At 41.4% G+C, this 22,463-nt stretch carries 19 protein-coding genes; 15 read left to right on the forward strand and 4 right to left on the reverse strand.

Features of this window, described 5'->3' with window-relative positions:
• The first annotated feature begins 811 nt into the window (after positions 1-811).
• The 5 genes from EXT43_RS02245 (at position 812) to ihfA (ending at position 6,340) form a co-directional block, all read left to right on the forward strand.
• Positions 812-1,867 (forward strand): DUF2066 domain-containing protein, encoded by a 1,056-nt coding sequence (locus tag EXT43_RS02245; RefSeq protein WP_062565108.1) that lies wholly within the window; start codon positions 812-814, stop codon positions 1,865-1,867.
• Positions 1,867-2,577 (forward strand): DnaA regulatory inactivator Hda, encoded by a 711-nt coding sequence (gene hda, locus EXT43_RS02250; protein WP_171037157.1) that lies wholly within the window; start codon positions 1,867-1,869, stop codon positions 2,575-2,577. Before EXT43_RS02245 ends, hda begins: the two co-directional genes overlap by 1 nt.
• Before the next feature lie 77 nt (positions 2,578-2,654).
• On the forward strand, positions 2,655-3,635 hold the full coding sequence (pheS, locus tag EXT43_RS02255) for a phenylalanine--tRNA ligase subunit alpha (protein WP_054552893.1): 981 nt from the start codon (positions 2,655-2,657) through the stop codon (positions 3,633-3,635).
• Positions 3,636-3,650: 15 nt separating this feature from the next.
• Complete coding sequence (pheT, locus tag EXT43_RS02260) at positions 3,651-6,038, forward strand: phenylalanine--tRNA ligase subunit beta (protein WP_062565109.1); 2,388 nt, start codon at positions 3,651-3,653, stop codon at positions 6,036-6,038.
• A gap of 2 nt (positions 6,039-6,040) precedes the next feature.
• On the forward strand, positions 6,041-6,340 hold the full coding sequence (ihfA, locus tag EXT43_RS02265; RefSeq protein WP_002960690.1) for an integration host factor subunit alpha: 300 nt from the start codon (positions 6,041-6,043) through the stop codon (positions 6,338-6,340).
• Between the two features lie 64 nt (positions 6,341-6,404).
• On the opposite strand, the gene EXT43_RS02270 is transcribed toward ihfA, so the two are convergent.
• Positions 6,405-7,211 carry a DUF2989 domain-containing protein gene (locus tag EXT43_RS02270; RefSeq protein WP_058584753.1) on the reverse strand — a complete coding sequence of 269 codons (807 nt, stop codon included), beginning with the start codon at positions 7,209-7,211 and terminating at the stop codon, positions 6,405-6,407.
• A gap of 174 nt (positions 7,212-7,385) precedes the next feature.
• Between EXT43_RS02270 and EXT43_RS02275 the strand changes: the two genes are divergently transcribed.
• From EXT43_RS02275 to ccoG, 9 genes are all read left to right on the forward strand, one after another.
• A complete protein-coding gene (locus EXT43_RS02275) occupies positions 7,386-8,828 on the forward strand; it encodes a glyceraldehyde-3-phosphate dehydrogenase (protein WP_054561210.1) in 1,443 nt (480 codons plus the stop codon).
• Positions 8,829-9,030: 202 nt separating this feature from the next.
• Positions 9,031-10,158 carry a M14-type cytosolic carboxypeptidase gene (locus EXT43_RS02280; RefSeq protein ID WP_054561211.1) on the forward strand — a complete coding sequence of 376 codons (1,128 nt, stop codon included), beginning with the start codon at positions 9,031-9,033 and terminating at the stop codon, positions 10,156-10,158.
• A 285-nt stretch (positions 10,159-10,443) separates the two neighbouring features.
• On the forward strand, positions 10,444-11,946 hold the full coding sequence (locus EXT43_RS02285) for an alanine/glycine:cation symporter family protein (protein ID WP_062565110.1): 1,503 nt from the start codon (positions 10,444-10,446) through the stop codon (positions 11,944-11,946).
• Between the two features lie 151 nt (positions 11,947-12,097).
• A complete protein-coding gene (locus EXT43_RS02290) occupies positions 12,098-12,424 on the forward strand; it encodes a hypothetical protein (RefSeq protein WP_054553080.1) in 327 nt (108 codons plus the stop codon).
• A 1-nt stretch (position 12,425) separates the two neighbouring features.
• Entirely contained in the window at positions 12,426-12,707 is a 282-nt protein-coding gene (locus EXT43_RS02295; protein ID WP_054561213.1) for a DUF1315 family protein, read from the forward strand.
• Positions 12,697-15,378: a DUF349 domain-containing protein gene (locus tag EXT43_RS02300; RefSeq protein WP_062565111.1), complete on the forward strand. Its 2,682-nt coding sequence runs from the start codon at positions 12,697-12,699 to the stop codon at positions 15,376-15,378. The genes EXT43_RS02295 and EXT43_RS02300 overlap by 11 nt, the downstream gene beginning before the upstream one ends.
• Positions 15,379-15,432: 54 nt before the next feature.
• Positions 15,433-15,990: a DUF1439 domain-containing protein gene (locus tag EXT43_RS02305; protein WP_054561215.1), complete on the forward strand. Its 558-nt coding sequence runs from the start codon at positions 15,433-15,435 to the stop codon at positions 15,988-15,990.
• 112 nt (positions 15,991-16,102) lie between these two features.
• A complete protein-coding gene (locus tag EXT43_RS02310) occupies positions 16,103-17,509 on the forward strand; it encodes a sigma 54-interacting transcriptional regulator (protein WP_130166253.1) in 1,407 nt (468 codons plus the stop codon).
• A 151-nt stretch (positions 17,510-17,660) separates the two neighbouring features.
• Positions 17,661-19,043 carry a cytochrome c oxidase accessory protein CcoG gene (gene ccoG / locus EXT43_RS02315; RefSeq protein WP_062565113.1) on the forward strand — a complete coding sequence of 461 codons (1,383 nt, stop codon included), beginning with the start codon at positions 17,661-17,663 and terminating at the stop codon, positions 19,041-19,043.
• A 36-nt stretch (positions 19,044-19,079) separates the two neighbouring features.
• On the opposite strand, the gene EXT43_RS02320 is transcribed toward ccoG, so the two are convergent.
• From EXT43_RS02320 to EXT43_RS02330, 3 genes are all read right to left on the reverse strand, one after another.
• Positions 19,080-19,496: a hypothetical protein gene (locus EXT43_RS02320; protein WP_062565114.1), complete on the reverse strand. Its 417-nt coding sequence runs from the start codon at positions 19,494-19,496 to the stop codon at positions 19,080-19,082.
• Positions 19,497-19,681: 185 nt separating this feature from the next.
• Positions 19,682-20,587 carry a M14 family metallocarboxypeptidase gene (locus EXT43_RS02325; protein ID WP_062565364.1) on the reverse strand — a complete coding sequence of 302 codons (906 nt, stop codon included), beginning with the start codon at positions 20,585-20,587 and terminating at the stop codon, positions 19,682-19,684.
• A 63-nt stretch (positions 20,588-20,650) separates the two neighbouring features.
• A complete protein-coding gene (locus EXT43_RS02330; protein ID WP_062565115.1) occupies positions 20,651-21,241 on the reverse strand; it encodes a hypothetical protein in 591 nt (196 codons plus the stop codon).
• Positions 21,242-21,393: 152 nt separating this feature from the next.
• Here EXT43_RS02330 and EXT43_RS02335 point away from each other — a divergent pair, with 152 nt between their 5' ends.
• Positions 21,394-22,431 carry an AI-2E family transporter gene (locus EXT43_RS02335; RefSeq protein ID WP_058584824.1) on the forward strand — a complete coding sequence of 346 codons (1,038 nt, stop codon included), beginning with the start codon at positions 21,394-21,396 and terminating at the stop codon, positions 22,429-22,431.
• Positions 22,432-22,463: the final 32 nt, after the last annotated feature.

A 22,463-nucleotide genomic window follows, 5' to 3' on the forward strand; every position in this document is an offset into this window, starting at 1 on the left:
TCAGTAGTGAAACGAAACAGCGCCGATGATAGTGTAGCAGCTGCTATGTGAAAGTAGGTCATCGCCAGGCTCCAAATAAGAGAAAGCCCGATTCGAAAGAGTCGGGCTTTTTTGTGTTTGAAGCTGTCAGCTTTCAGCCAGGTAGGTTGGGTAGAGCGGAGCGAAACCCAACACGAGTTAGCGAGTTGCAAGTTAGCAAGGGTAAAGTTGAGCTGTGTGGTTGTTTAGTACAGAGTCATTCTAAGCTCACCCTGCTCATCCTCCTGGTAGGTTGGGTAGAGCGGAGCGAAACCCAACATGAGTTAGCGAGTTGCAAGTTAGCAAGGGTAAAGTTGAACTGTTAGGTTGTTTAGTACAGAGTCACCCTCAGCAACACCCCCCCGTAGGAGGCACTTCAGTGCCGAATCTAGACCAGAGCAAACACATTCATGGCTAAAGCCATTCCTACAAGTACACTTTGCCTAGAACCTAGAACCTAGAACCTAGAACCTAGAACCTAGAACCTAGAACCTAGAGCCTAGAGCCTAGAACCTAAAACCTAGAGCCTCCGGTAGGTGAAGACGCAGCACCAAACACCCACACCGCGAGGCTGAACGCTGACGGCTGAAAGCTGATAGCTCTGTCTTGGGTTTCGCTTCGTTCTACCCAACCTACGCCAGACTTGCAAACTTTACTCTTGCTAACTTTCCCCTTGCTAACTCCCAACTTGTAACTCACGAACTTGCTCAGCTACCGTTCATTAAATTAACTTTGCTTTGTTTATGGCTTTGATTTAGGATCAAATCAGTTTAAAAGCAAGAACTAATGGCCTGTGTCTAGATTACTTATTTGTTTATTATTATTATTTTCGAGTGCTTCAACTTTCGCTGTTGAGGTGACTAATTTATATCAAGATACTCTTAAAGTTGCAGACAAATCACGTGATGCTCGTTTGGCAGCAAGCCGTGAAGCACTGCTAAATGTGCTGGTGAAAGTGAGTGGTGATACAAGCGCAGATCAAAACCCTGTTGCTAAACAGCGCACGCGTGACATTTCAGATTACATGCTCAAATTCGAATATGACGAAAAAGCAGATGGAAGTTTAAATCTGGTTGTTAAGTTTGAGGCAAATAAGATTAATGCATTAATCAAAGATCTTGGCTTGCCATTGTGGGGCACGCGTCGTCCTTTAGTGGCTATCTGGTTAGGCATTGAAGATAACTGGCGCCGTGAATTGGTTACTCAAGAGTCTTATCCGCAGCTTGAACAGCTTATATACGACAAAGCTGGTCGCCGTGGTTTACCTGTGGTTGTGCCATTACTTGATTTACAAGACCGCGCTATTGTTGGTATCCCAGAAGTGTGGGGTAATTTCTCAGAACCCGTAGAGCGTGCATCGAGTCGTTATAGTGCAGAGCGCAGTATTACTGCAAGAATGTACCAACAAGCTGATTCAGAAACCTGGATCCTAGATTGGCGTTTCACTAATGCAGAATTATTTGATACCAATCGTTTGATGGGTGATAAGCAGCAAATTGTTGCAGATATGATTGACAGTTTAGCAGGTGGTTTAGCAGCAGAATATGCCATTGATCCAACAATGATTGGCCAACTTGCGACAGCAACCTTCTATCTTAAAGGTATCAATAACTTTGTTGATATTGAATTTGCTAAACGCCGTTTAGAGAGCTTAAGTGTTGTTACTCGCGCTGTGATATCTGTACGTACGCCTGATACCGTACAATTTATAGTTAATCACACTGGCAGCATGAATGATTTTAGAAAAGCGTTAGAACTTGATAGTGCCTTTAAAGCGTATCAGGACCCGCGTGATTTTTATCAAGTGGTCAATAAAGATGAGCTTGAATATCAGTGGCAGGGGCTTTAATCGAAGTGCAAGAACCAATGCAAATGGCATTGCCAGTTACTTTGCCTGATGATGAAACATTTACTTCTTATTTTGGTGGCGAAAACTCTCTTGAAGTGAGTCACCTTAAAGATGCGTTCACAAAGCTCAGTAATAAATTTCAATATACCTACTTATGCGGTTTAGGTGATTCTGGTAAATCCCACCTATTGTACGCGACCTGTATTCATGCCCAAGAGCGCGGTTTATCAACCATGTTACTTTCAATGCGTGAAGTGATTGATTATGGTCCTGTTGTGCTTGAAGGTCTGGAAAATCTTGATGTGTTATGTATCGATGACGTGCACTTAGTGGCAGGCAACGATGCATGGGAGAAAGGATTATTTAACTTTTTTAATCGCTTTAATGAGCCGGGCAAATACCTTGTGGTTACAGCTGATTTATTACCTGACATGCTGCATATCAATCTTCCTGATTTAGTATCGCGTTTGAAGTGGGGCACAACATTACAAATTCGCTCTATGAGCGATGATGATAAAGCGGAAGCCCTCGTACGCCGTGCTCATATGCGCGGCCTTGAACTAACTGATGAATGTGCGCGCTTTTTATTAACGCGATTAAGCCGTGATATGCGTGCATTATTAGACGTTTTAGACAAACTTGACCATGCCTCAATGGCTGCACAAAGAAAATTAACAATTCCTTTTATAAAATCAACGTTAAAGCTTTAGTAGGGCTAGAATCTAGTCCTTGCTTTCAGTTATCATTAGCTATTACAAAAATCCTTCTGTGAAAGACCAGGTACTCAATGAACTTAGAAAATATTTTAGCGCAAGCACTTGAGGCAGTTGCCAGTGCGAATGAAATCGCGCAACTAGAAGATATCAGGGTTAATTACCTTGGTAAAAAAGGTGAAATCACCAGCTTACTTAAAACGCTAGGCAAGATTGCCCCTGAAGAGCGTAAAGAAGCGGGTCAAGTGATTAACCAAGCAAAACAAGAAGTACAAACAGCCATTAACGAAAAGCGTGAGTTACTAGCAAGTAAGGCTCTTGAAGAGAAACTAGCTGCAGAAACGATCGACGTAACTTTACCGGGTCGTGTTATGCCAACAGGTGGCTTACACCCAGTAACTCGTACTATTGAACGTATTGAAAGCTTTTTTGGTGAGTTAGGTTTTGCGGTTAAATCAGGTCCTGAAGTTGAAGATGATTTTCATAACTTCGATGCGCTAAATATTCCTGAGCACCACCCAGCGCGAGCTGATCACGATACTTTCTATTTCAACCCTAAGCTTGTGTTACGTACACAAACTAGTGGCGTACAAATCCGTACTATGGAAACTGAGCAGCCACCACTACGTATCATTTCACCAGGTCGTGTTTATCGTAACGATTATGACCAAACACACACGCCAATGTTCCACCAAGTGGAAGGCTTAATGGTTGATACAGATGTAAGCTTCACTGAGTTAAAAGGTATTCTGCACGACTTCTTACGTAACTTCTTTGAAGAAGATATGGAAATCCGTTTCCGTCCTTCTTACTTCCCATTTACTGAACCATCAGCTGAGGTTGATGTTATGGGTAAAAACGGCAAGTGGTTAGAGGTATTAGGCTGTGGCATGGTTCACCCTAACGTTCTTAAATCAGTGGGTATTGATCCAGAAAAATACACGGGCTTCGCATTCGGTATGGGTGTAGAGCGCTTGACTATGCTGCGTTACGGCGTAAACGACTTACGTGCATTTTTCGAAAACGATTTAAAATTCCTAAACCAGTTCCGTTAAGAGTGAAGATATAAAATGAAATTTAGTGAAAAGTGGTTAAGAGAGTGGGTTAACCCAGCAATCGACACACAGGCTCTTTCGGAACAGTTATCAATGGCTGGTCTTGAAGTTGACGGTGTTGAGCCTGCAGCAGCAGAGTTCACAGGCGTTGTTGTTGGTGAAGTGGTTGAGTGTGGTCAACACCCTGATGCTGATAAATTACGTGTAACTAAAGTAAACGTAGGTGGTGATGAGCTACTTGATATCGTGTGTGGTGCACCTAACTGTCGTCAAGGTTTGAAAGTAGCTGTTGCGACAGTTGGCGCTGTATTACCTGGCGACTTCAAAATTAAAAAAGCCAAACTTCGTGGTCAACCTTCACACGGTATGCTGTGCGCATTCGTTGAGTTAGGTATCAGCGAGGAAGGTGATGGCATCATGGAATTACCAAGTGATGCACCAATCGGTACTGATTTACGTGAGTACTTAAGCCTAGACGACAACATTATTGATGTTGACTTAACACCTAACCGCGGTGATTGCCTAGGTATTAAAGGTTTAGCGCGTGAAGTAGGCGTACTTAACAGTGTTGATGTAAACACACTTGAAATCGCACCAGTTGCTGCAACGATTGATGACAAAGTATCGATTGAGCTTGTGAATGATGAAGCGTGTCCTCGTTATTTAGGTCGTGTAATTAAAGGTATCAACCTTGATGCAGAAACACCTCTTTGGATGGTAGAGAAGCTTCGTCGCAGTGGTATTCGCTCAATTGACCCTGTTGTTGATGTAACAAACTACGTGTTATTAGAGCTAGGTCACCCAATGCACGCATTTGATTTAAATGCGATTGAAGGTGGTATTAAAGTACGTAGCGCAAACGCGGGTGAAGAGTTAGTTCTGTTAGATGGCAACACAGCTAAACTAAACGAGTCTACGCTTGTTATTGCTGATCACAACAAAGCGCTTGCTATTGCAGGTATTTTTGGTGGTGAAAAATCAGGTGTAACTGAAGCAACATCAGATATTTTATTAGAAAGTGCGTTCTTTAATCCTGTCGCTATTGCTGGTCAAGCACGTAGCTACGGTTTACACACTGATGCGTCACACCGTTACGAGCGTGGTGTCGATTTTGCACTGCAAAAAGATGCAATGGAACGTGCGACAGCATTACTTCTTGAGATTGTTGGCGGTGATGCAGGCCCAGTTGTTGAAGCAGTCGCAACTGACAAGTTACCAAAAGTAACAGAAGTGCGTTTACGTCGTGAGCGTTTAGACCGTGTAATTGGCCACCACATTGATGATGCAAAAGTAACTGACATCCTAACGCGTTTAGGTTTAGACGTGAAAATTGTTGATGGTGTATGGAGTGCTGACGTACCTAGCTATCGCTTTGATATTCGTATTGAAGAAGATTTAATTGAAGAAGTTGCGCGTGTTTACGGCTATAACAGCATTCCTAACGTTGCACCAACTGCTAAATTAAAAATGACTAACCATGACGAGTCACATGTTGCGGTAACTAAATTCCGCAATACGCTTGTTACTCGTGGTTACCAAGAAGCAATTACGTACAGCTTCGTTGATCCAAAAGCACAAGCAATTTTACACCCGCAAAGTGATGCGCTTGTATTGCCACACCCAATTTCGGTTGAAATGTCGGCAATGCGCGTGAGCTTGATGCCGGGTCTATTAGCGTCTCTAGTTTATAATCAAAACCGTCAGCAACCACGTGTACGTTTATTTGAGCACGGCTTAAAATTCTTACGTGACGAAAATGCTGAAAACGGTGTAAACCAAGTTGCTGTCATTGGTGGTGTAATCTCAGGTCTTGCACACGGTGAACATTGGGTTCAAGAAAAGCGTAGCGTTGATTTCTATGACTTAAAAGGTGATGTTGAAGCACTTTTAGCAATTAGTAACGATTCATCACGTTTTGAGATAAAAGCAGAGCAGTCTGATGGCTTACATCCAGGCCAATCAGCCGTTATTTATGTTGATGGTAAAAAAGTAGGTTTCTTTGGTGCAGTGCACCCACAGGTGCAAAAGTCACTAGATATCAACAACACAGCATTTGTGTTTGAAATCGAAATGTCTGCACTAGAAAAAAGAAAATTACCAGAAGCAGTGGCAGTGTCGAAATTCCCGTCAAACCGCCGTGATATCGCGATTTTAGTGGAAGATCACGTAAAATCTGGTGATATTTTAAATGTCATAGAAAAAGTTGGCGGAAATCAATTGGTTGACCTAAACTTATTCGATGTGTATAAGGGCAAAGGTATTGAGCCAAATTATAAGAGTTTGGCGATTGCTCTAACACTGCAAGCGGTTGATAGAACGCTCGAAGAGAAAGATATCAATCAAGTAGTTGATAATGTGGTGGCCGCACTGGCCGAACAATTTAACGCATCGTTGAGGGACTAGATATGGCGCTTACTAAAGCCGACATAGCTGAACACCTATTTGAAAAACTCGGGATCAATAAAAAAGATGCCAAAGATTTAGTTGAAGCGTTTTTTGAAGAAATCCGCTCAGCGCTAGAAAAAGGCGAGCAGGTTAAGCTCTCTGGATTTGGTAACTTTGATCTTCGAGATAAGAAAGAACGTCCAGGCCGCAATCCGAAAACAGGTGAAGATATTCCTATTTCGGCGCGCAGAGTTGTGACTTTTAGACCAGGTCAAAAGCTAAAAACTCGTGTAGAAGTTGGCACAAGCAAAGCTAAATAAGAAAAGGCAGCGTTAGCTGCCTTTTTTATTTGTCTGAGCACTGCACATTAGCGAGTTGGAATTATCAAAACCCGCGTGGTGATACGAAGCTTCCTTCTTGGATACTGTCGTAGGTTTTTTGTGCTAAATCATCTAAGCTGTCTAGGCTTTTGCCTGCGGCAGCGAGTTGATGCTCAATAGGTAAAATATCGACATCTTCATACCCTGATAATTGTGCTACACGTGCAAAGGTGTAGGCATGCTTATACTTTTCGTGTTTGTAGAATAAGCTCACAAGAGTAGGGTAGATCTCAGGATTGGGTGTTTCACCTGCTTTATTTAACTCTAGCGTTTTGTAAAGCAAATCAATGGTTTTTTCATCATCAAACTTCACGTAGTAGCTTGCTAAGAAAAACTGCATTTCGGCATCTTCAGTCACCCGTTTATCTTGCTTTTCTTCCAGGGCGAGTAATTTAGTTAACGCAGATTGGTCGTTATTACGCGACCAATGGTAATACAACAAGCCTGGGTGGTCAGTATTTTTGGTATCTTGAAAAATTCGTGTCATTTCTTTGATACTTGTTAAATGACCCTCAACACGAGACGTGGTTTTTTCTTTTAGTTTTATATGCTCAATCTTGGCGGCAAGCGACACACATTGATCGTATTTCTCAAAATCCTTTAATAATTGGTATTTGTTTTCATCTGTTGGTGACTTATATTCAACATAACGTTGAATGATGACCTCGGCACGTTGCTCTTTACAGTGACTATCTTTATTTAAATCACTGCAGAAGCCAGGTGTTTCGTCGCACACTTTCGCTAGTGTAAGCGGATCTTCACAGCCTGCTAATGCCAATAAACCAAGCAACACGCTTGCTCTTAATAACATTCCTTAACCTCTACTTAATTTGTACTACTTTATTCTAGCGCAATGATTTGTTCTGTAACAGTGGAGAATCGTTCGAGTTTAAATTAGAATACCCCTGCCTGAGATGTGTTGCTCTCAAATCACAACACATTTTTTAAGGCTATCCGTTCAAAATTGTTTAATTAGGTAAAAAAAATGACCTCATCTCACGAGTTAGAATACACAAGCAGCTGGCAAGAACGTCAAGATTACGCAGAAAGTATGCAACCTATTATTGGTAGACTTTACCGTAATCGTGGTATCGAAATCGCTGTATATGGCCGTCCTCTCGTTAATGCCAGTACAATCGATATCATCAAAGCACACAAAACAGTTGCTCAGTTTGAAGGTACAAAACTACGTTTACGTGAAAGCTTCCCTTTCTTAGAAGCAATTAGCAAAATGGACTTAAACTCAGCACGTATCGATATTGGTAAACTAGCGTATGGTTATTTGTTTAACGATGCTGCGAAAGGTCGCTCAGTTGAAGAATACTTAACTGACGAACTAGCAGAAATCGCAAACTCAGAGCGCAAAGAGCCACGTGATGTTGTGTTATACGGTTTCGGTCGTATCGGTCGTTTATTAGCTCGTCTATTAATCGAAAAGTCAGGTCCTTATGCAGACCTTCGTTTACGTGCAATCGTTGTACGTGGCGGTAAAGACGGCGACTTAGAAAAGCGTGCAAGCTTACTTCGCCGTGACTCTATCCACGGTCCATTCAATGGCTCAATCACAATTGATAAAGAGCGCAATGCAATTAAAGCTAACGGTAGCTACATTCAAGTTATCTATGCTAACTCTCCTAGCGAAGTTGATTACACAGCTTACGGCATCGAGAACGCACTTGTTGTTGATAACACAGGTATCTGGAAAGACGAAGCAGGCCTTGGCCAGCACTTAGAAGCAAAAGGCGCAGCAAAAGTATTATTAACTGCACCAGCTAAAGGCAACATCAAAAACATCGTATACGGTGTAAACAACCAAGATATCAAATCTGAAGATAAGATTGTCTGTGCAGCAAGCTGTACTACCAATGCTATTACCCCTACGTTAAAAGCACTTAACGATAAGTTTGGTATCAAAAACGGTCACGTTGAAACAGTTCACTCGTACACAAATGACCAAAACTTAATTGATAACTACCACAAAGCTGAGCGTCGTGGCCGTGCTGCTGCACTTAACATGGTTATCACTTCAACAGGTGCTGCAAAAGCGGTTTCTAAAGCTTTACCTGAGCTTGAAGGTAAACTAACTGGTAACGCTATCCGTGTTCCTACGCCAAACGTATCAATGGCTATCTTGAACTTAAATCTTGAAAAAGGTACAACTGTTGAAGAACTAAATGCGTTCTTACGTGAAACAGCACTTCATTCAGACCTTCGTGATCAAATCGATTACACAGCGTCTACTGAAATCGTATCGACTGACTTAGTAGGTAGCCGTTACGCAGGTGTTGTTGATTCACAAGCGACAATCGTAGATGACAACCGCGTTGTACTTTACGTTTGGTACGATAATGAGTTTGGTTATAGCTGTCAGGTAGTACGCTGTATGCGTGATATGGCTGAAGTAACTTTCCCAAGCTTACCTCGCTAATACCTAAGTTATAAAGAATCTAGAAGCCAGCATTATGCTGGCTTTTTTAGTCGTGAAAGTTTTTGCAAATTTTCAGCATGTGATAGGCTGTTAAGGGTCTACACCATATTACTAACAAAACGTTCTAACTACAGAGCGTTGACTTAATTCTTAACTAACAAGCGAATAGCTAAGAATTATTTTTAACCAATAGGTTTATAGAATGAAAATCACCAGCAATTTTGACAGTGGTAATATCAAGGTTATTGAAGCCGTTGATCCACTGAATATTCAATTAGAAATTAATAAAGACAATCAGTCTGATTTTTTCCAGTGGTTTCACTTTCGTCTTGAAACAACTGCGTTTCAAAACCATAAATTACACATTAATAACCTAGAGAACTCAGCATACCCTGATGGCTGGGAAGGTTATCATGCGGTTGCATCATACGACCGTCAAACTTGGTTCCGTGTACCATCTGAGTACGCAAACGGCACACTATCATTTGAAGTAGAGCCTGAGTGTAGCAGCATGTACTTTGCTTACTTTGCGCCATACAGCTATGACCGCCACTTAGATTTACTAGCATGGGCACAAAGCCAGCATGCTTGTGAATTAGAAACATTAGGCGAAACCCTTGATGGTCGTGACATGAGTGTTTTACGAGTGGGTATTCCTAGCAGTGAGAAGAAAAAAATCTGGATCACGGCGCGCCAGCACCCAGGCGAAACTATGGCTGAGTGGTACGTTGAAGGTTTACTTCATAAATTACTTGATGATGAAGACCCACATGCAGCGGCACTATTATCTAAAGCGGTATTCTACATCGTGCCAAATATGAACCCAGATGGCAGTGTGCGTGGTCACCTACGTACTAACGCTAAAGGCGTTAACTTGAACCGTGAATGGCAAACACCGAGCATGGAAAATAGCCCTGAAGTTTTCTTAGTGCTTAACAAAATGCGTGAAACGGGCCTTGATATGCACTTAGATATTCATGGTGACGAGGCAATTCCTTATAACTTTGTTGCGGGTAGTGAAGGTATCCCAGGCTACGATGATCGCTTAAAAGAGTTAGAAGATAGCTTTAAAGCTGCGCTTTTAACTGTGACGCCTGAGTTCCAAGACGAACATGGTTATCCAAAAGATGAGCCGGGCCAGGCTAACTTAACTGTCGGTTCTTCTGCTGTCGCGCATGAATTTAATGCATTAGCTTACACGGTAGAGATGCCATTTAAAGATAACGATGATTTACCAGATCCAGATTACGGCTGGTCAGATCGTCGCTCGTATCAATTTGGTCAAGATACGTTAGCGGCTATTGTTAACGTGGTTGATAAATTAAGATAACGAACCTTACGGGCATCAGCAAAACTGATGCCCGTAATTGTATCTATTGACTGAAAAATGACGGTGTAGAGCAGGATGCATCAAATGTTAACGAGGTAGGTACATTTAGCATATTGAAAATTAACTGTTAACAAACTTGGTGGGTTTAAGTTAATATTCAATATGTTCAGCTGTGAAGTAACAAAATCTCATTTTTATTTCTCACAGTCATCGTGTCGCGCATTCTCACAAGCTCACGCTGAGTATCGTAACTAACAATAAAAAATATAATCATAGAGGATATCCATGGAAGCTTTAGTAAGCGCCGTTAATGACATAATTTGGAGTAGTGCACTCATTTATTTATGTCTAGGTGCAGGTCTGTTTTATTCCGTTTTAACCCGATTCGCACAAGTAAGACATTTTAAAGAAATGTGTAAATTATTGCTTAGCTCTAATAATTCAGATACGGGTATTTCTTCGTTCCAAGCACTTGCTGTATCGTTATCAGGCCGTGTAGGTGTCGGTAATATTGCCGGGGTTGCTGCAGCAATCGGCTTTGGTGGTCCAGGGGCGATTTTTTGGATGTGGATAGTTGCGTTCCTTGGCGCAAGTACTGCGTATGCCGAGTCAACTCTTGGTCAGATTTATAAATCAGAAGAAGATGGTCAATATCGCGGTGGTCCAGCATACTACTTCGACCGCTGCTTACAGCAAAAGTGGTTAGCAGTATTATTTGCAGTATCGGCGATTATTGCTTGTGGTGTGTTCCTTCCGGGCGTTCAAGCGAATGCAGTAGGTAATGCATTCACACAAGTTTTTGGTGAAGGCACATTGGTTAGCACCAGCTTTGGTGAAGTAGGTAGCTTTAAGCTTGTTGCGCTTGCAATCATCTTAATTGTACTTGCATTTATCATCTTTGGTGGCATTAAACGTATCGCAAACTTCACACAAATCGTGGTGCCATTTATGGCACTAGGTTACATCGTGTTAGCTTTAATCGTGGTGTTCTTAAACCTAGATAAAGTGCCAGGTATCTTCTCAATGATCTTATCTGATGCATTCACCGCGCAAGCAGGCTTTGGTGCTGCTATTGGTTGGGGTGTGAAACGTGGTATTTACTCAAACGAAGCAGGCCAAGGTACGGGTCCACATGCAGCATCAGCTGCTGAAGTTGATCACCCAGCTCAACAAGGCTTAGTGCAAGCATTTTCTGTTTATGTTGATACCATTTTTGTTTGTACAGCAACGGCGTTAATGATTCTAATCACTAAACAATACAACATTGTGGGTGAGTTACCTGCAGGTCAATTCATTGTGCAAAACGTTGATGCGGCAACAGAAGTAGGCTCTGCTGCTTTCACACAAATGGCATTATTTAGCGTATTTGGTGGCTTCGGTGAAGCATTCGTTGGTATTGCTTTATTCTTCTTCGCATTTACCACAATTCTTGCTTATTACTATATTGCTGAAACGAACGTTGCTTACTTAAACCGTTATTTCAAAGGCAACATTCCACTGGTTATTGTTAAGCTAGTCATCATGTTTATGGTTGCTTACGGCATGGTAAACAGCTCTGGTTATATCTGGAATATTGGTGATATTGGCGTAGGCTTAATGGCCTGGATTAACATTGTCGGTATTTTGGCTATTTTCTTTGTCGCAAAACCTGCCCTTAACTGCTTACGTGATTACGAAGATCAAAAGAAAGCCGGTGGCGAAATCACTTTTGATCCAGTTAAATTAGGCATTAAAAATGCGACTTTCTGGGAAAAGCGTCTAGCTGAAAAGGCGAAACAGAAACAATAAATCAGGTTTTTGAGTTTTTGTAGTGAATTTAGTTGTGCAGGTTTTCGAATCTTCACAAATGAATGAAATTCAAATAAGACATCGACTCATAAAACAAGTACAATAAAGGGCGCCTAAAGGCGCCTTTTTTATGCGTAGTATGGAGAAAGATATGGCGATTATTAGTTGCCCGCAGTGTGCAAAATCAATATCTGACAAACATAAGCAATGCCCGCATTGTGAATGCCAAGTCACCGATCTAAGCAATGAGCAATTGCAGCAAATGCAAAAAGAAACGCGCATTCGTAGACAACAAAAGTTTATGAATCAGTCTTTCCTCGCACTGATTTTATTTTTAGGGGGCTTTTTCTGTTATTACTTTATGCACCCCGAAGCAAAGTCTCTTGAGTGGTATGCCTATACATCGGCAATGGCAGTAGGTTTTGTGTGGTATCTTGTAAGCCGCATCTATTTAGTTGTTTTAAAAAAGAAAAAGTAACATGAATATTGATCACATCGTTAAAAATATCACCCCAGAAGTATTTGAACGTCTTCAGTATGGTGCCTCAACGGGTAAGTGGCCTGACGGCACTCCATTATCAGAAGAGCAAAAACAACAAACCGTTCAACTCGTGATGCTTTATCAAGCTAAAGTTTCGCAAAGCAATGAGCAGTTTACCATTGGCGCAAATGGTGAAATGGTGCAAAAGAGCAAAGCTCAATTGCAAAAAGAATTCGCATCAGAAAATGAAATAGCTAGGTTTAGTGAAAATGATCTTTAAACACCTGTTTACTCCAAAGTGGAAGCACCCTAAAAACCAAGTACGTTTAGCTGCGGTAGAACGTCTTGATACAGAGCGTGACCTTAGCATCTTAAATAGCATTGCCCTTGAAGACAGCTCAGCTGAGATCCGCAAAAAAGCATTAAACAAAGTGAACGATATTGTTTTATGGTGGCAAGCATACAAGCAAGACCAAGCACTTAAAGACGTTGCAGAACAGCATATTAACCAAGCGGTTTTAAATACCGATAGCCAGCTAGATGCAAATATCAAAAATGAGTTTATTGAGCGTTATGCACCAGTCAAAACTCTTGAGAAACTCGCCTTTGCAGAAAAAGAACTTCAAGTTCGTGTTAAGTTATTAAAGCGTTTAGCAAACCCAAGCTTAATTGATAAAGCTTTTAAAGAAGGCCGTGAAGAGCTGCAATTGCAACTTGTTGAGCTTGTGATTAATCATCAACTTGCTAAATCACTATTAAAGCATGCAAAAGGTGAGGCACACACACAACTGGCGACTCATCTTGACAATGAACGCTTAGCGATAGAAATGCCTGCCAAAGTAGAAGCTGATACACGTGTAGTATTAGCAAAGCTTAATGCGCTTCGTGATAAAAATGACTTTCAGTTAGTGTCGATGCAACATGCTGAGTTATTACAGCATTGGCAAGCTATCGAACTAAAATGGCTGAGCGATGAGCAAGTAAGCACGCTAGATAAAAAATATTCAGCGATTACGCAAAAGCTTGAATCTCATATTGCAGTTTTAAGTAAAGAGCATGAAGCAGCGCAGCAAGCGTTAGCTGAGCAACAACGTCAGGTATTAGCACTTGCAAGCCTTGAAGCAATTGGCGAAGAAATTGAAAATGCATTGCAATTAGGCTTAGAAACGCCAGAGCAAATTCAGCAAGATTGGCTCGAGGCAAAAGTTGCAGAGGCAAAAGATGCGTTAGCAGAGGCGAACTTATCTGAGAACAAACATGTTAGTGATGTAAAACTGCACTTAACAAATTTATTTAACCAAGTCGAACAGTTACCGCAACTGGTTAGTGCTATTGCTGAGTTTAAAGAGGCATTTGATCAATTAAACTCAGTTGCGACAACCGAAGACGAAAGCGAGTTTGACGGGCTAAAACAGCAGTTTGAGCAACAGCAAAAATTAGCACGCAAAAAGCTGGCAAGTATTCCTAGTCGTTTACAGGGTCGCTTTAAAGCCAATTTAGCTGAAGTAGTAAACAGCTGGCAGCAAGCGATGGCACCGCTAACGAATAAGTTTGAGAAAAATCAACAAACAGCGAAGCGTAAAGCTCGCGATGTAAAACGCTTAATTGACCAAGGTCGCTTTAATGTTGCCTTTGGTGTGTTTAAAGGTTTTGAAGAGCTATACGCAACACTTACAGACTATTACAAGCAGCCATTAAATAGCTTGAAAGCTGATTTAGAAACACAGTTAGCAGAAGCAAAAGATTGGCAAAAATACGCATCAGCGCCAAAGCGTGATGCATTACTTGTTGAAGTAAATGAACTTGTTGCAACCGAGTGCACAGACCCTAAACAACGCGCAGAGCAAGTTAAACAGTTACGTCGTCGTTGGAATGAGTTAGGGCGTTTAGATACTGATGCAGAAAAGCAGCAAGGCGAGTTATTCGATCAACAAATTGAATTACTGTTTGCGCCGTGTCGTGAGTATTTTGCAGAGCAGGAGCAACAACGTGAGCAAGCTAAAGCACAGCGCGTTGAAATAATCTCGCAAATGCAGCAGTTAACAGAGCTTGATACCTCTTCTGATGAGTTTGATTGGAAGCAGTTTGAAAGCAAGTTTAACCGTACCGCTAAAGCGTGGCGCTCTGCAGGCAATGTAGATCCTAAAACATACCGTGAACTACAAACGCAATTTAAAGCTGCGCAATCACAAGTTCAAGGTCAACTTGCTGCATTTCATAAAGCAAATGCTGAGCAAAAAGCTGCACTTGTTGAGCAAGCAACACAGTTATCGCAAAGCGATGATTTAGCTGCTGCGTGCCAGGAGCTAAAAGCACTTCAACAAACATGGCAGACTATTGGCTTTGCTGGAATGAAAGCTGAAAACACTTTATGGCAGCAATTCAGACGAGTTAATGACGACACCTTTGCTAAGCGCAGTGCCGAGTTTGAACAGCAAAAGCAAGTTCAGCAACAAAATGACGAAGTTGCCGCAGAGCAATTAAGTGAGCTTGAGTCTGCACTTGAGACCGTGGTGCACCTTGCACAGCTTAAAGATTTAACAGTGAAGCTTGCAGAGCTTGAGTACTCAAAAGCATTATCGGCACGCGTGACTCAGTTAGAGACAGCGATTAGCGCAAAAACAGCGCAAATCAGCAAACAAGCAGAGCAGTCTAAGTTAACGGCTTTATTTGCTGCTCTTGAGAGCGGCAGTGAACTGCCTTCGCAGTTCCAAGCTTCATTAATAACTAATCTAAACGCTGCGCAGCTGTTAACTCGTATCGAAATTCTAGCGGGCGTTGAATCGGCTGATAGTCAGTTACGTATGACAGAGCAAGTTGCGATGTTAGATGATAAACACCGTGGCGAGCACGCAGATGTTTATTATTACTTAAAGCAATTACTTGCAGTCAGTGAGGGTTCAGTTTCAGCTGACACACTAGCAAGGCTTAAAGCAATATTTGCAATTTAACGAATAAAACCGCTTTTTTAAGCGGTTTTTTTCCGTGTGTTTTTGAGGAAAACAATGAGAATTTTATTACTACTTACCTGTTTATTTTTAGGGGCATGTAAAAGTACAGATCAAGGGATGTCTGTTTACTCGTTTACCAATTCTGAAATTGAAGCAGCCCTTGCTAATCAATTACCAAAACTAAGTGAACAGATTAAGCTGATGGGCTTACCAGTTGATTTTGCGGTAAACGACCTAAGTGTCAATGTTGGCCCAGATAAGCGTGATGTGGTGGTTTTAGGGGCCGATTCTAGCGCTGTTATCAAAGCGTTTGCACTTAAGTATCCAGTACGCTTAAAACTACAAATTGAAGGCAGCCCATTTTATGACAGCGAGAAAAAAGCGGTCTTTTTACGTAATGTAAAACTGGTTGATACAACAATCGACACCGCGGGTTTCAAGGGCAGCTTAAACTTATTAGATGACCAAGCAATGCAAGTAATTAACGGCTTTTTAGCGGTTAACCCTGTCTACAAGCTAAATATGAATGACCCTAAAGTCGCACTATTGAGTAAATTGCCATTAGATATGAAAGTATCTCAGGGTGAAATTATATTAGTGCCAACACTATAAAACTATTCGATATATTAAAGCGGCTTCTAGCCGCTTTTTTTGTAATTGCTTGTTAAGCATGTTCAACCTTGTCATAATTGCTTCGTGATATTTCGCGAATTGAGTGATGGCTATGATCAAGGAATTTTTAAACGACCCCACATTACTGCTAAATGCCGTAGGTGAAGGTATTTATGGCTTCGATTTATCGGGTAATGCAGTTTTTGTAAACCCTGCTGCGGAGCGCATGACGGGCTGGAAAGCAGACGAACTCCTTAGTAAAAAAATACATCAATATCATCATCATACTCGTAAAGATGGCTCACCATACCCGGCGGATGAATGCCAAATATATTGCACTATGTTCGATGGCAAGCACCGTCATGTAAACGATGAAGTATTCTGGCGTAAAGATGGAAGCTATTTTGCTGTTGAGTATACTTCAACGCCAGTTTATAAAAATGGTGCCTTGATTGGGGCAGTCGCGATTTTTCGCGATGTATCCAAACAACAGCAAACAGAAGTGGCGTTACGTGATGCCTTAGCACAAGTTCAGCACTTATCTGAGCAGCTACAAGCTGAAAATGCTTACCTTATTTCAGAGTTAAACGAAGATTGGCAAGACTCTGGCTTAGTTGGGCAAAGTCATTCATTTCAAAGTATGCTCGAGCAAATTACCTTGGTAAGCCAAACCAATAGTACGGTTTTGATTTTAGGTGAAAACGGCACGGGTAAAGAGCTGGTGGCTCGAAACCTTCACCGCTTGAGCAATCGTGCTGAGCAACCTTTCATAAAAGTAAACTGCGCGGCGTTTTCCGCCAACTTAATTGAGTCTGAGTTATTTGGTCATGAGAAAGGGGCGTTTACTGGCGCTAATGAACGCAGAAAAGGGCGTTTTGAACTGGCTGATAAAGGCACTTTATTTTTAGATGAAGTGGCAGAGCTGCCATTAGAGGCGCAAAGTAAATTACTGCGTGTCCTACAAGAGCAAGAGTTTGAGCGCGTTGGGGGCAGTCAAACTTTAAAAGTTGATATCCGAGTGTTAGCTGCAACAAACCGTAACTTGTGGCAAATGGTTGAGCAGGGTAGCTTTCGAATGGACTTGTATTATCGCCTAAATGTCTTTCCTATTCGTGTGCCTGCGCTTCGTGAACGCAAGGAAGATATTCCACTACTTGCAGCAAATATTATTACGCAGTTAAACAAGCGCTTAGGTAAACAGTTAAAAGGGCTAAGCAAAGCAACACTCACTAAGTTAGCTAATTATGATTGGCCTGGTAATATTCGTGAGCTACAAAATATCCTAGAACGTGAAGCTATTCTGTCTAAGCAAGCTGTATTACAGCTGTCTGCACCTTTGAGTAACGAGCAATCAAATGAGCAGGTGGTTTCTCTTGATGCTGTACAAAAGCAGCATATTTGTGAGGTGCTAAAACGCTGTAACGGGCAAATATCAGGTGAAAATGGTGCCGCAACCTTGCTGGGCCTGCCAGAAAGTACCCTTAGATCAAAGATGAAAAAGCTGTCAATAAAGCGCTAATTCGTGATATATCGCGAGTATTCGCGATATATCGTGCTTTTGAACGTTCAAATATAAATTTAATTATTTAATATCAATGACTTATTTTGAATTTGTGTTGGCCTGATTGTTGCTCTGTCAGGCTATTACCGACACAAAAGTAAGTAGCAAAATGAAATTTGATATTAAAGAGCAAGACTTAATCATCAAGCCCTACAACCAAGAAGGGCCAATTTATATTCGTGAGCAAAAGGGGTATTTCCAACGTATCCGCCGTTACTTAGGCTGGGTGCTAATGCTGACGTTCATCGCCATTCCGTGGATCCCCTATGATGGCCGTCAAGCTGTATTACTCGACGTAGCCAGCCAAAAATTTACTTTATTTGGCTTAACGCTATTACCACAAGATTTTATGATCTTAGCCATGTTATTTATGACAGGGGCGTTTGCTTTGTTTTTCGTCACTAACTGGTTAGGTCGTGTCTGGTGTGGTTACACTTGCCCACAAACAATTTGGATGCTGATGTTTACTTGGGTCGAACATAAAGTGGAAGGTAACCGTAATCAGCGTATTAAACTTGATAAAGCTGATTGGTCAGTGAGTAAATGGCAAAAGAAAATCACTAAGCATGCAGCTTGGCTGGTGATCTCTTTGCTTACATCTATGTCATTTATGGCTTATTTCATTCCCGCTAAGTCTTTATACATGAGCTTATTTACCTTAGAAATGTCTGGGATCGTCAGTTTTTGGGTATTCCTGTTTGCATTTTGTACCTATGGCAATGCGGGATTCTTACGTGAAAAAATGTGTACTGTGGCATGCCCTTATTCACGTTTTCAATCAGTGATGTTTGATAAAGACACGTTAGTTGTTACCTACGATCAAGCGCGAGGGGAGTCTCGTGGTGCGCGTAAACGTAAAGCCGATCCTAAAGAGTTAGGCTTAGGTGACTGCGTAGACTGTAACCTATGTGTTGAAGTATGTCCGGCGGGTATCGATATTCGTAATGGCTTGCAGTATGAATGCATAAACTGTGGCTTATGTATTGATGCGTGCGATAGCACTATGGAAAAATTCAACTATCAAAAAGGCCTTATCAAGTACGCCTCTGAAAAACAAATGGAAGGCAAAACGACCAATCCATTTAGGTTAAAACTGCTTGGCTATGGTGGTTTAACAGCGCTGTTTGTCGTTGGCATGGTTGTGTGGATGGCAATGCGTACACCTATTGAGGCTTCTGTCATTCGTGACCGTAATGCCCTGTACCGTGTAAATTTTGAAGGATTAGTAGAAAACCCATATACCTTATCAATTATCAACAAAACACAGCATAGCTTGAGCTATTCAATCGGCATCAGTGGTATTGAAGAAGCAAGCTTACAAGTGCCTGAAACGATAACTGTTGAGGCAGGTCAGATGAAGCGTGTGCCTGTCACTGTGGTTGCAGATGGCTACGAGCTGAAATCAAAAGTAACGCCTATCAGTTTTCACATTCAAGCATTAGAAGATGCTGATATAGCAATAACTAAAGAATCTAAGTTTTACCGAGATTAACCCAATCACGGGTCTAGAAACGAAAATGGCTTGTTTTTAACAAGCCATTTCTGCAAATTCGAGCTGCTTCAGCACATAAGCCTTAGCGCTGTCTAAATCATCAAATAAGCAGTCCATTATTTGAATCGGTGATTGCGCTTGTGCAATGATGCGTTTCATCTGATTAAGCACAATAGACGAGCTAAACATATAAGCGGTGGCTATACAGTTAGTGCCTTGCAGGGCACGAAATAATTGGGTAAAACCACGTTCTGCATCAGGGGTGGTAGCAAGTAATTGGGTAGAATGACTAATATACGCCCACGGCTTTCCAGCTAAAGCAGTAATATGCTTTTTTAAATCGACTGCAAAGTCATTGACCAAACGTGCGTTAATATTACCAGAAAATTGCCCAATAATAATTGGACCATCGGTGATGATACTGACACTGCCATAGTGATTCTTAAATTCCAATTTGCTTCCCTTTTGAATTAAAAAGAGCGCGAATTTTATACAATTCTATGTATGTGTCTAGTTATTTAGTATACAAATTTCAAAAAACATAACTTTTTCATTAAATTTGTATATGTGTAAATTTTATCTAGTTATTTAGGTTTGGGGTGGATAAATCATTCACCCCAGATTTAAAATATAACTAACTATTTGTTAACAATATAGTTCAAAGCACCGGTAATTGAGGCTACTTGTGCATCAATACAAATTGCGTCATTGGCCTGTGGGCTATCAGGGTAAACCTCTGTTGTTGTGACATATTCTGCATCGGTTAAGCCCATACATAACCCCAGTTTTTTCGCTTGGTAATTAATTACACCAAATTGAGTTTGTGGCACACCAATCAACTGGTTATTCTCATCACTTGGTGCGATGTGGGTTACTTTTTCAACTGATTTTATAATCGCTGTTTGAAATGCATCATGCGGGCGCTCACTATCAGCAACAAGGTAAAAGCCATCCGGGATGTTCCAGTTATCGTGGGTCGTTGCATCACGTGCTGCAAGCGCAGGGCGAAACTCACTATTATCAGTGTCTGTAGTTTCGTGTAGGTCAATATGCACATAAGGTGCAATAGCGTTGTCGGCTAAATACTGCATGATTGCTGCAGACTCTTCAGCTGGGCTATCTGCATAGAAAGAGCGATTTGGATCAGTGGCATTTGGATTCCAGCGGTTAATCGTTTCATAACCCCATGGGCTGATACACGGAGCCACTAAAATATTAAAATCAGCAAAGTAGTCTTTGGCACTTCTCTTAGCGAACGCTAAAGCACCATGCACACCACTTGTTTCGTAACCATGAACACCACCGGTAACCAGCACAACAGGTTTATCAGCTTGCCACTGCTTGCTCTTTAAAATGTAAAGTGGGTATTTGTCGCTGTCGTAACTTAATGCGCCATATTGCTCAATACTGAAATCGCTTGCTAAAGAGTCTAGTTGCGATACAACATCATCTAAATAGCTACGCTTTACTGACTGTAATTCAAACCATGCTTTCTTATCTTCTTCGTTCCACGGCTTACCTGGGGTTCCAATAGGGTAACTCATAAAATACCTTGTTGTGACTTGCTGCAAAACGCCAAGCTTATCTAAGCTGTTAAGCTGCTGCAACTAGATAAGCTCAGTAGTAAAGTTACCTTGCTCGTACAGCTTTGCATGATGGTGCTTATGGGTCTCAAATAAGTATTTACGCAGTGCATCTTCACCCTGACACACTTTCACTATTTTTCCGGCAATTCCTTTGCTGGTCGTTCGTATTGGCTTTACGCTAAGTATAACGTGTTCTTCACTAGGTAAATTAAATGCCAACAGTATCTCTTTATTAAGATCGGGTGATTGACGCTTTGGCTTGAGTAACACGCCTGTGCTTGATAAAGACAATATTTGAAATTGCTCTGTGTGTATTTCGAGATCAGGCGTACGCCAGCTGCGTTCGATACCTTTGGTATCTATTACTTCTGGTGCGCTAAGTACAGGGATAAGCTGGCCATTCTTGTCCTTGGTAAATTCAAGCGGAAACCACAACTGGTAAATTCCTACTTCAGCAAGTAGTGTCAGTTTGGCATTGGTAAGTAAGCCGTTTAATTTATCAGGCAAATTAAGCCTAACAGACATTTTTGTATCGGTTGGATCGCTATCAGTCCGTTCAGCCTCGAATAAACGGTTGAAAAAAGAGAGTTCTTGTTCGGATAAATGTGCCATATAAAGCTCCTTTTAAAGCACGCTTACTTATATGTATCATAAATTGTTCAAATTATGCACGTATAACGAGCATTAATTGTGCCAGCTGCTTTGTGATTTCTTTTGCGGCGTATTTCACTTACACTGATAAAAAAACTAACAAGGATTTTATTTTGTCGAGCCTGACTGGTGTAAATAAAAGTTTAGTGATATTTGCTGCTTTAGTCGTTGTTTTAGCGGGTATTAAAGCTGCAAGTGTGATTGTTATCCCATTTGTGTTGGCAGCCTTTATTGCCATTATTTGTAATCCCTTAATTCGTTTCTTTGCTAAATACGGTATCCCTAAAGGAATTGCCGTTGTGTTTGTGATGTTGATGATTGTTGGTGTAGGGATAAGCCTTGCCGGGTTGGTAGGGCAATCGATGACCGATTTCTCTGAAAAGCTGCCTGAGTATAAAGCACAACTAAAAGAAGAGTTTGTCTGGGTGGTTAATGTCGCAGCGAGTTATAACATTCTGATTGATAAAGAGCAGATCATCTCTTTATTCGATCCGGGCAAAATGATTGATGTTGCAACCAACATGCTCACAGGCCTCGGTGGCGTGATGGCGAACCTGTTTTTGATCATCCTAACCGTGGTGTTCATGTTGTTTGAAGGACCTATGCTGAGTAAAAAAGTGCATTTAGCACTGGACGATCCTGAAATGAAAATGCAGCAGGTTGATCGCTTTTTAGATTCAATTAACTCTTATCTGGCTATTAAAACGCTGGTTAGCTTAGGCACAGGTATGCTTGCAGGCTTTATGCTTTGGGCTCTTGATGTTGATTATTTTATACTTTGGGCTGTAGTGGCCTTTATGCTTAACTACATTCCTAATATTGGCTCTATCATTGCCGCTGTGCCTCCAGTGTTACTCGCTTTGATCACTCAAGGCCCACTGGTTGCAGGATTTATTGCTGGTGGCTATTTAGTTATAAACACGGTGATGGGTAATATCGTCGAGCCGCGTTTTATGGGTAAAGGGCTGGGTTTATCGACGCTAGTGGTGTTTTTATCCTTGATTTTCTGGGGCTGGCTGATGGGGACCGTGGGTATGCTGTTATCAGTTCCATTGACCATGATAGTTAAAATAGCCTTAGAGACTAGTCAAGAAGGGCGATGGCTTGCTACCTTGCTTGGCAATGGCGAAGAGCTAAAACTTGAAGATTAAAAAAGGCGCTTAAGCGCCTTTTTATCTTTCAA

Origin of the sequence: Pseudoalteromonas sp. CO109Y (genome assembly GCF_004208935.1) — a bacterium.
Taxonomy (GTDB): Bacteria; Pseudomonadota; Gammaproteobacteria; order Enterobacterales; family Alteromonadaceae; genus Pseudoalteromonas; species Pseudoalteromonas shioyasakiensis.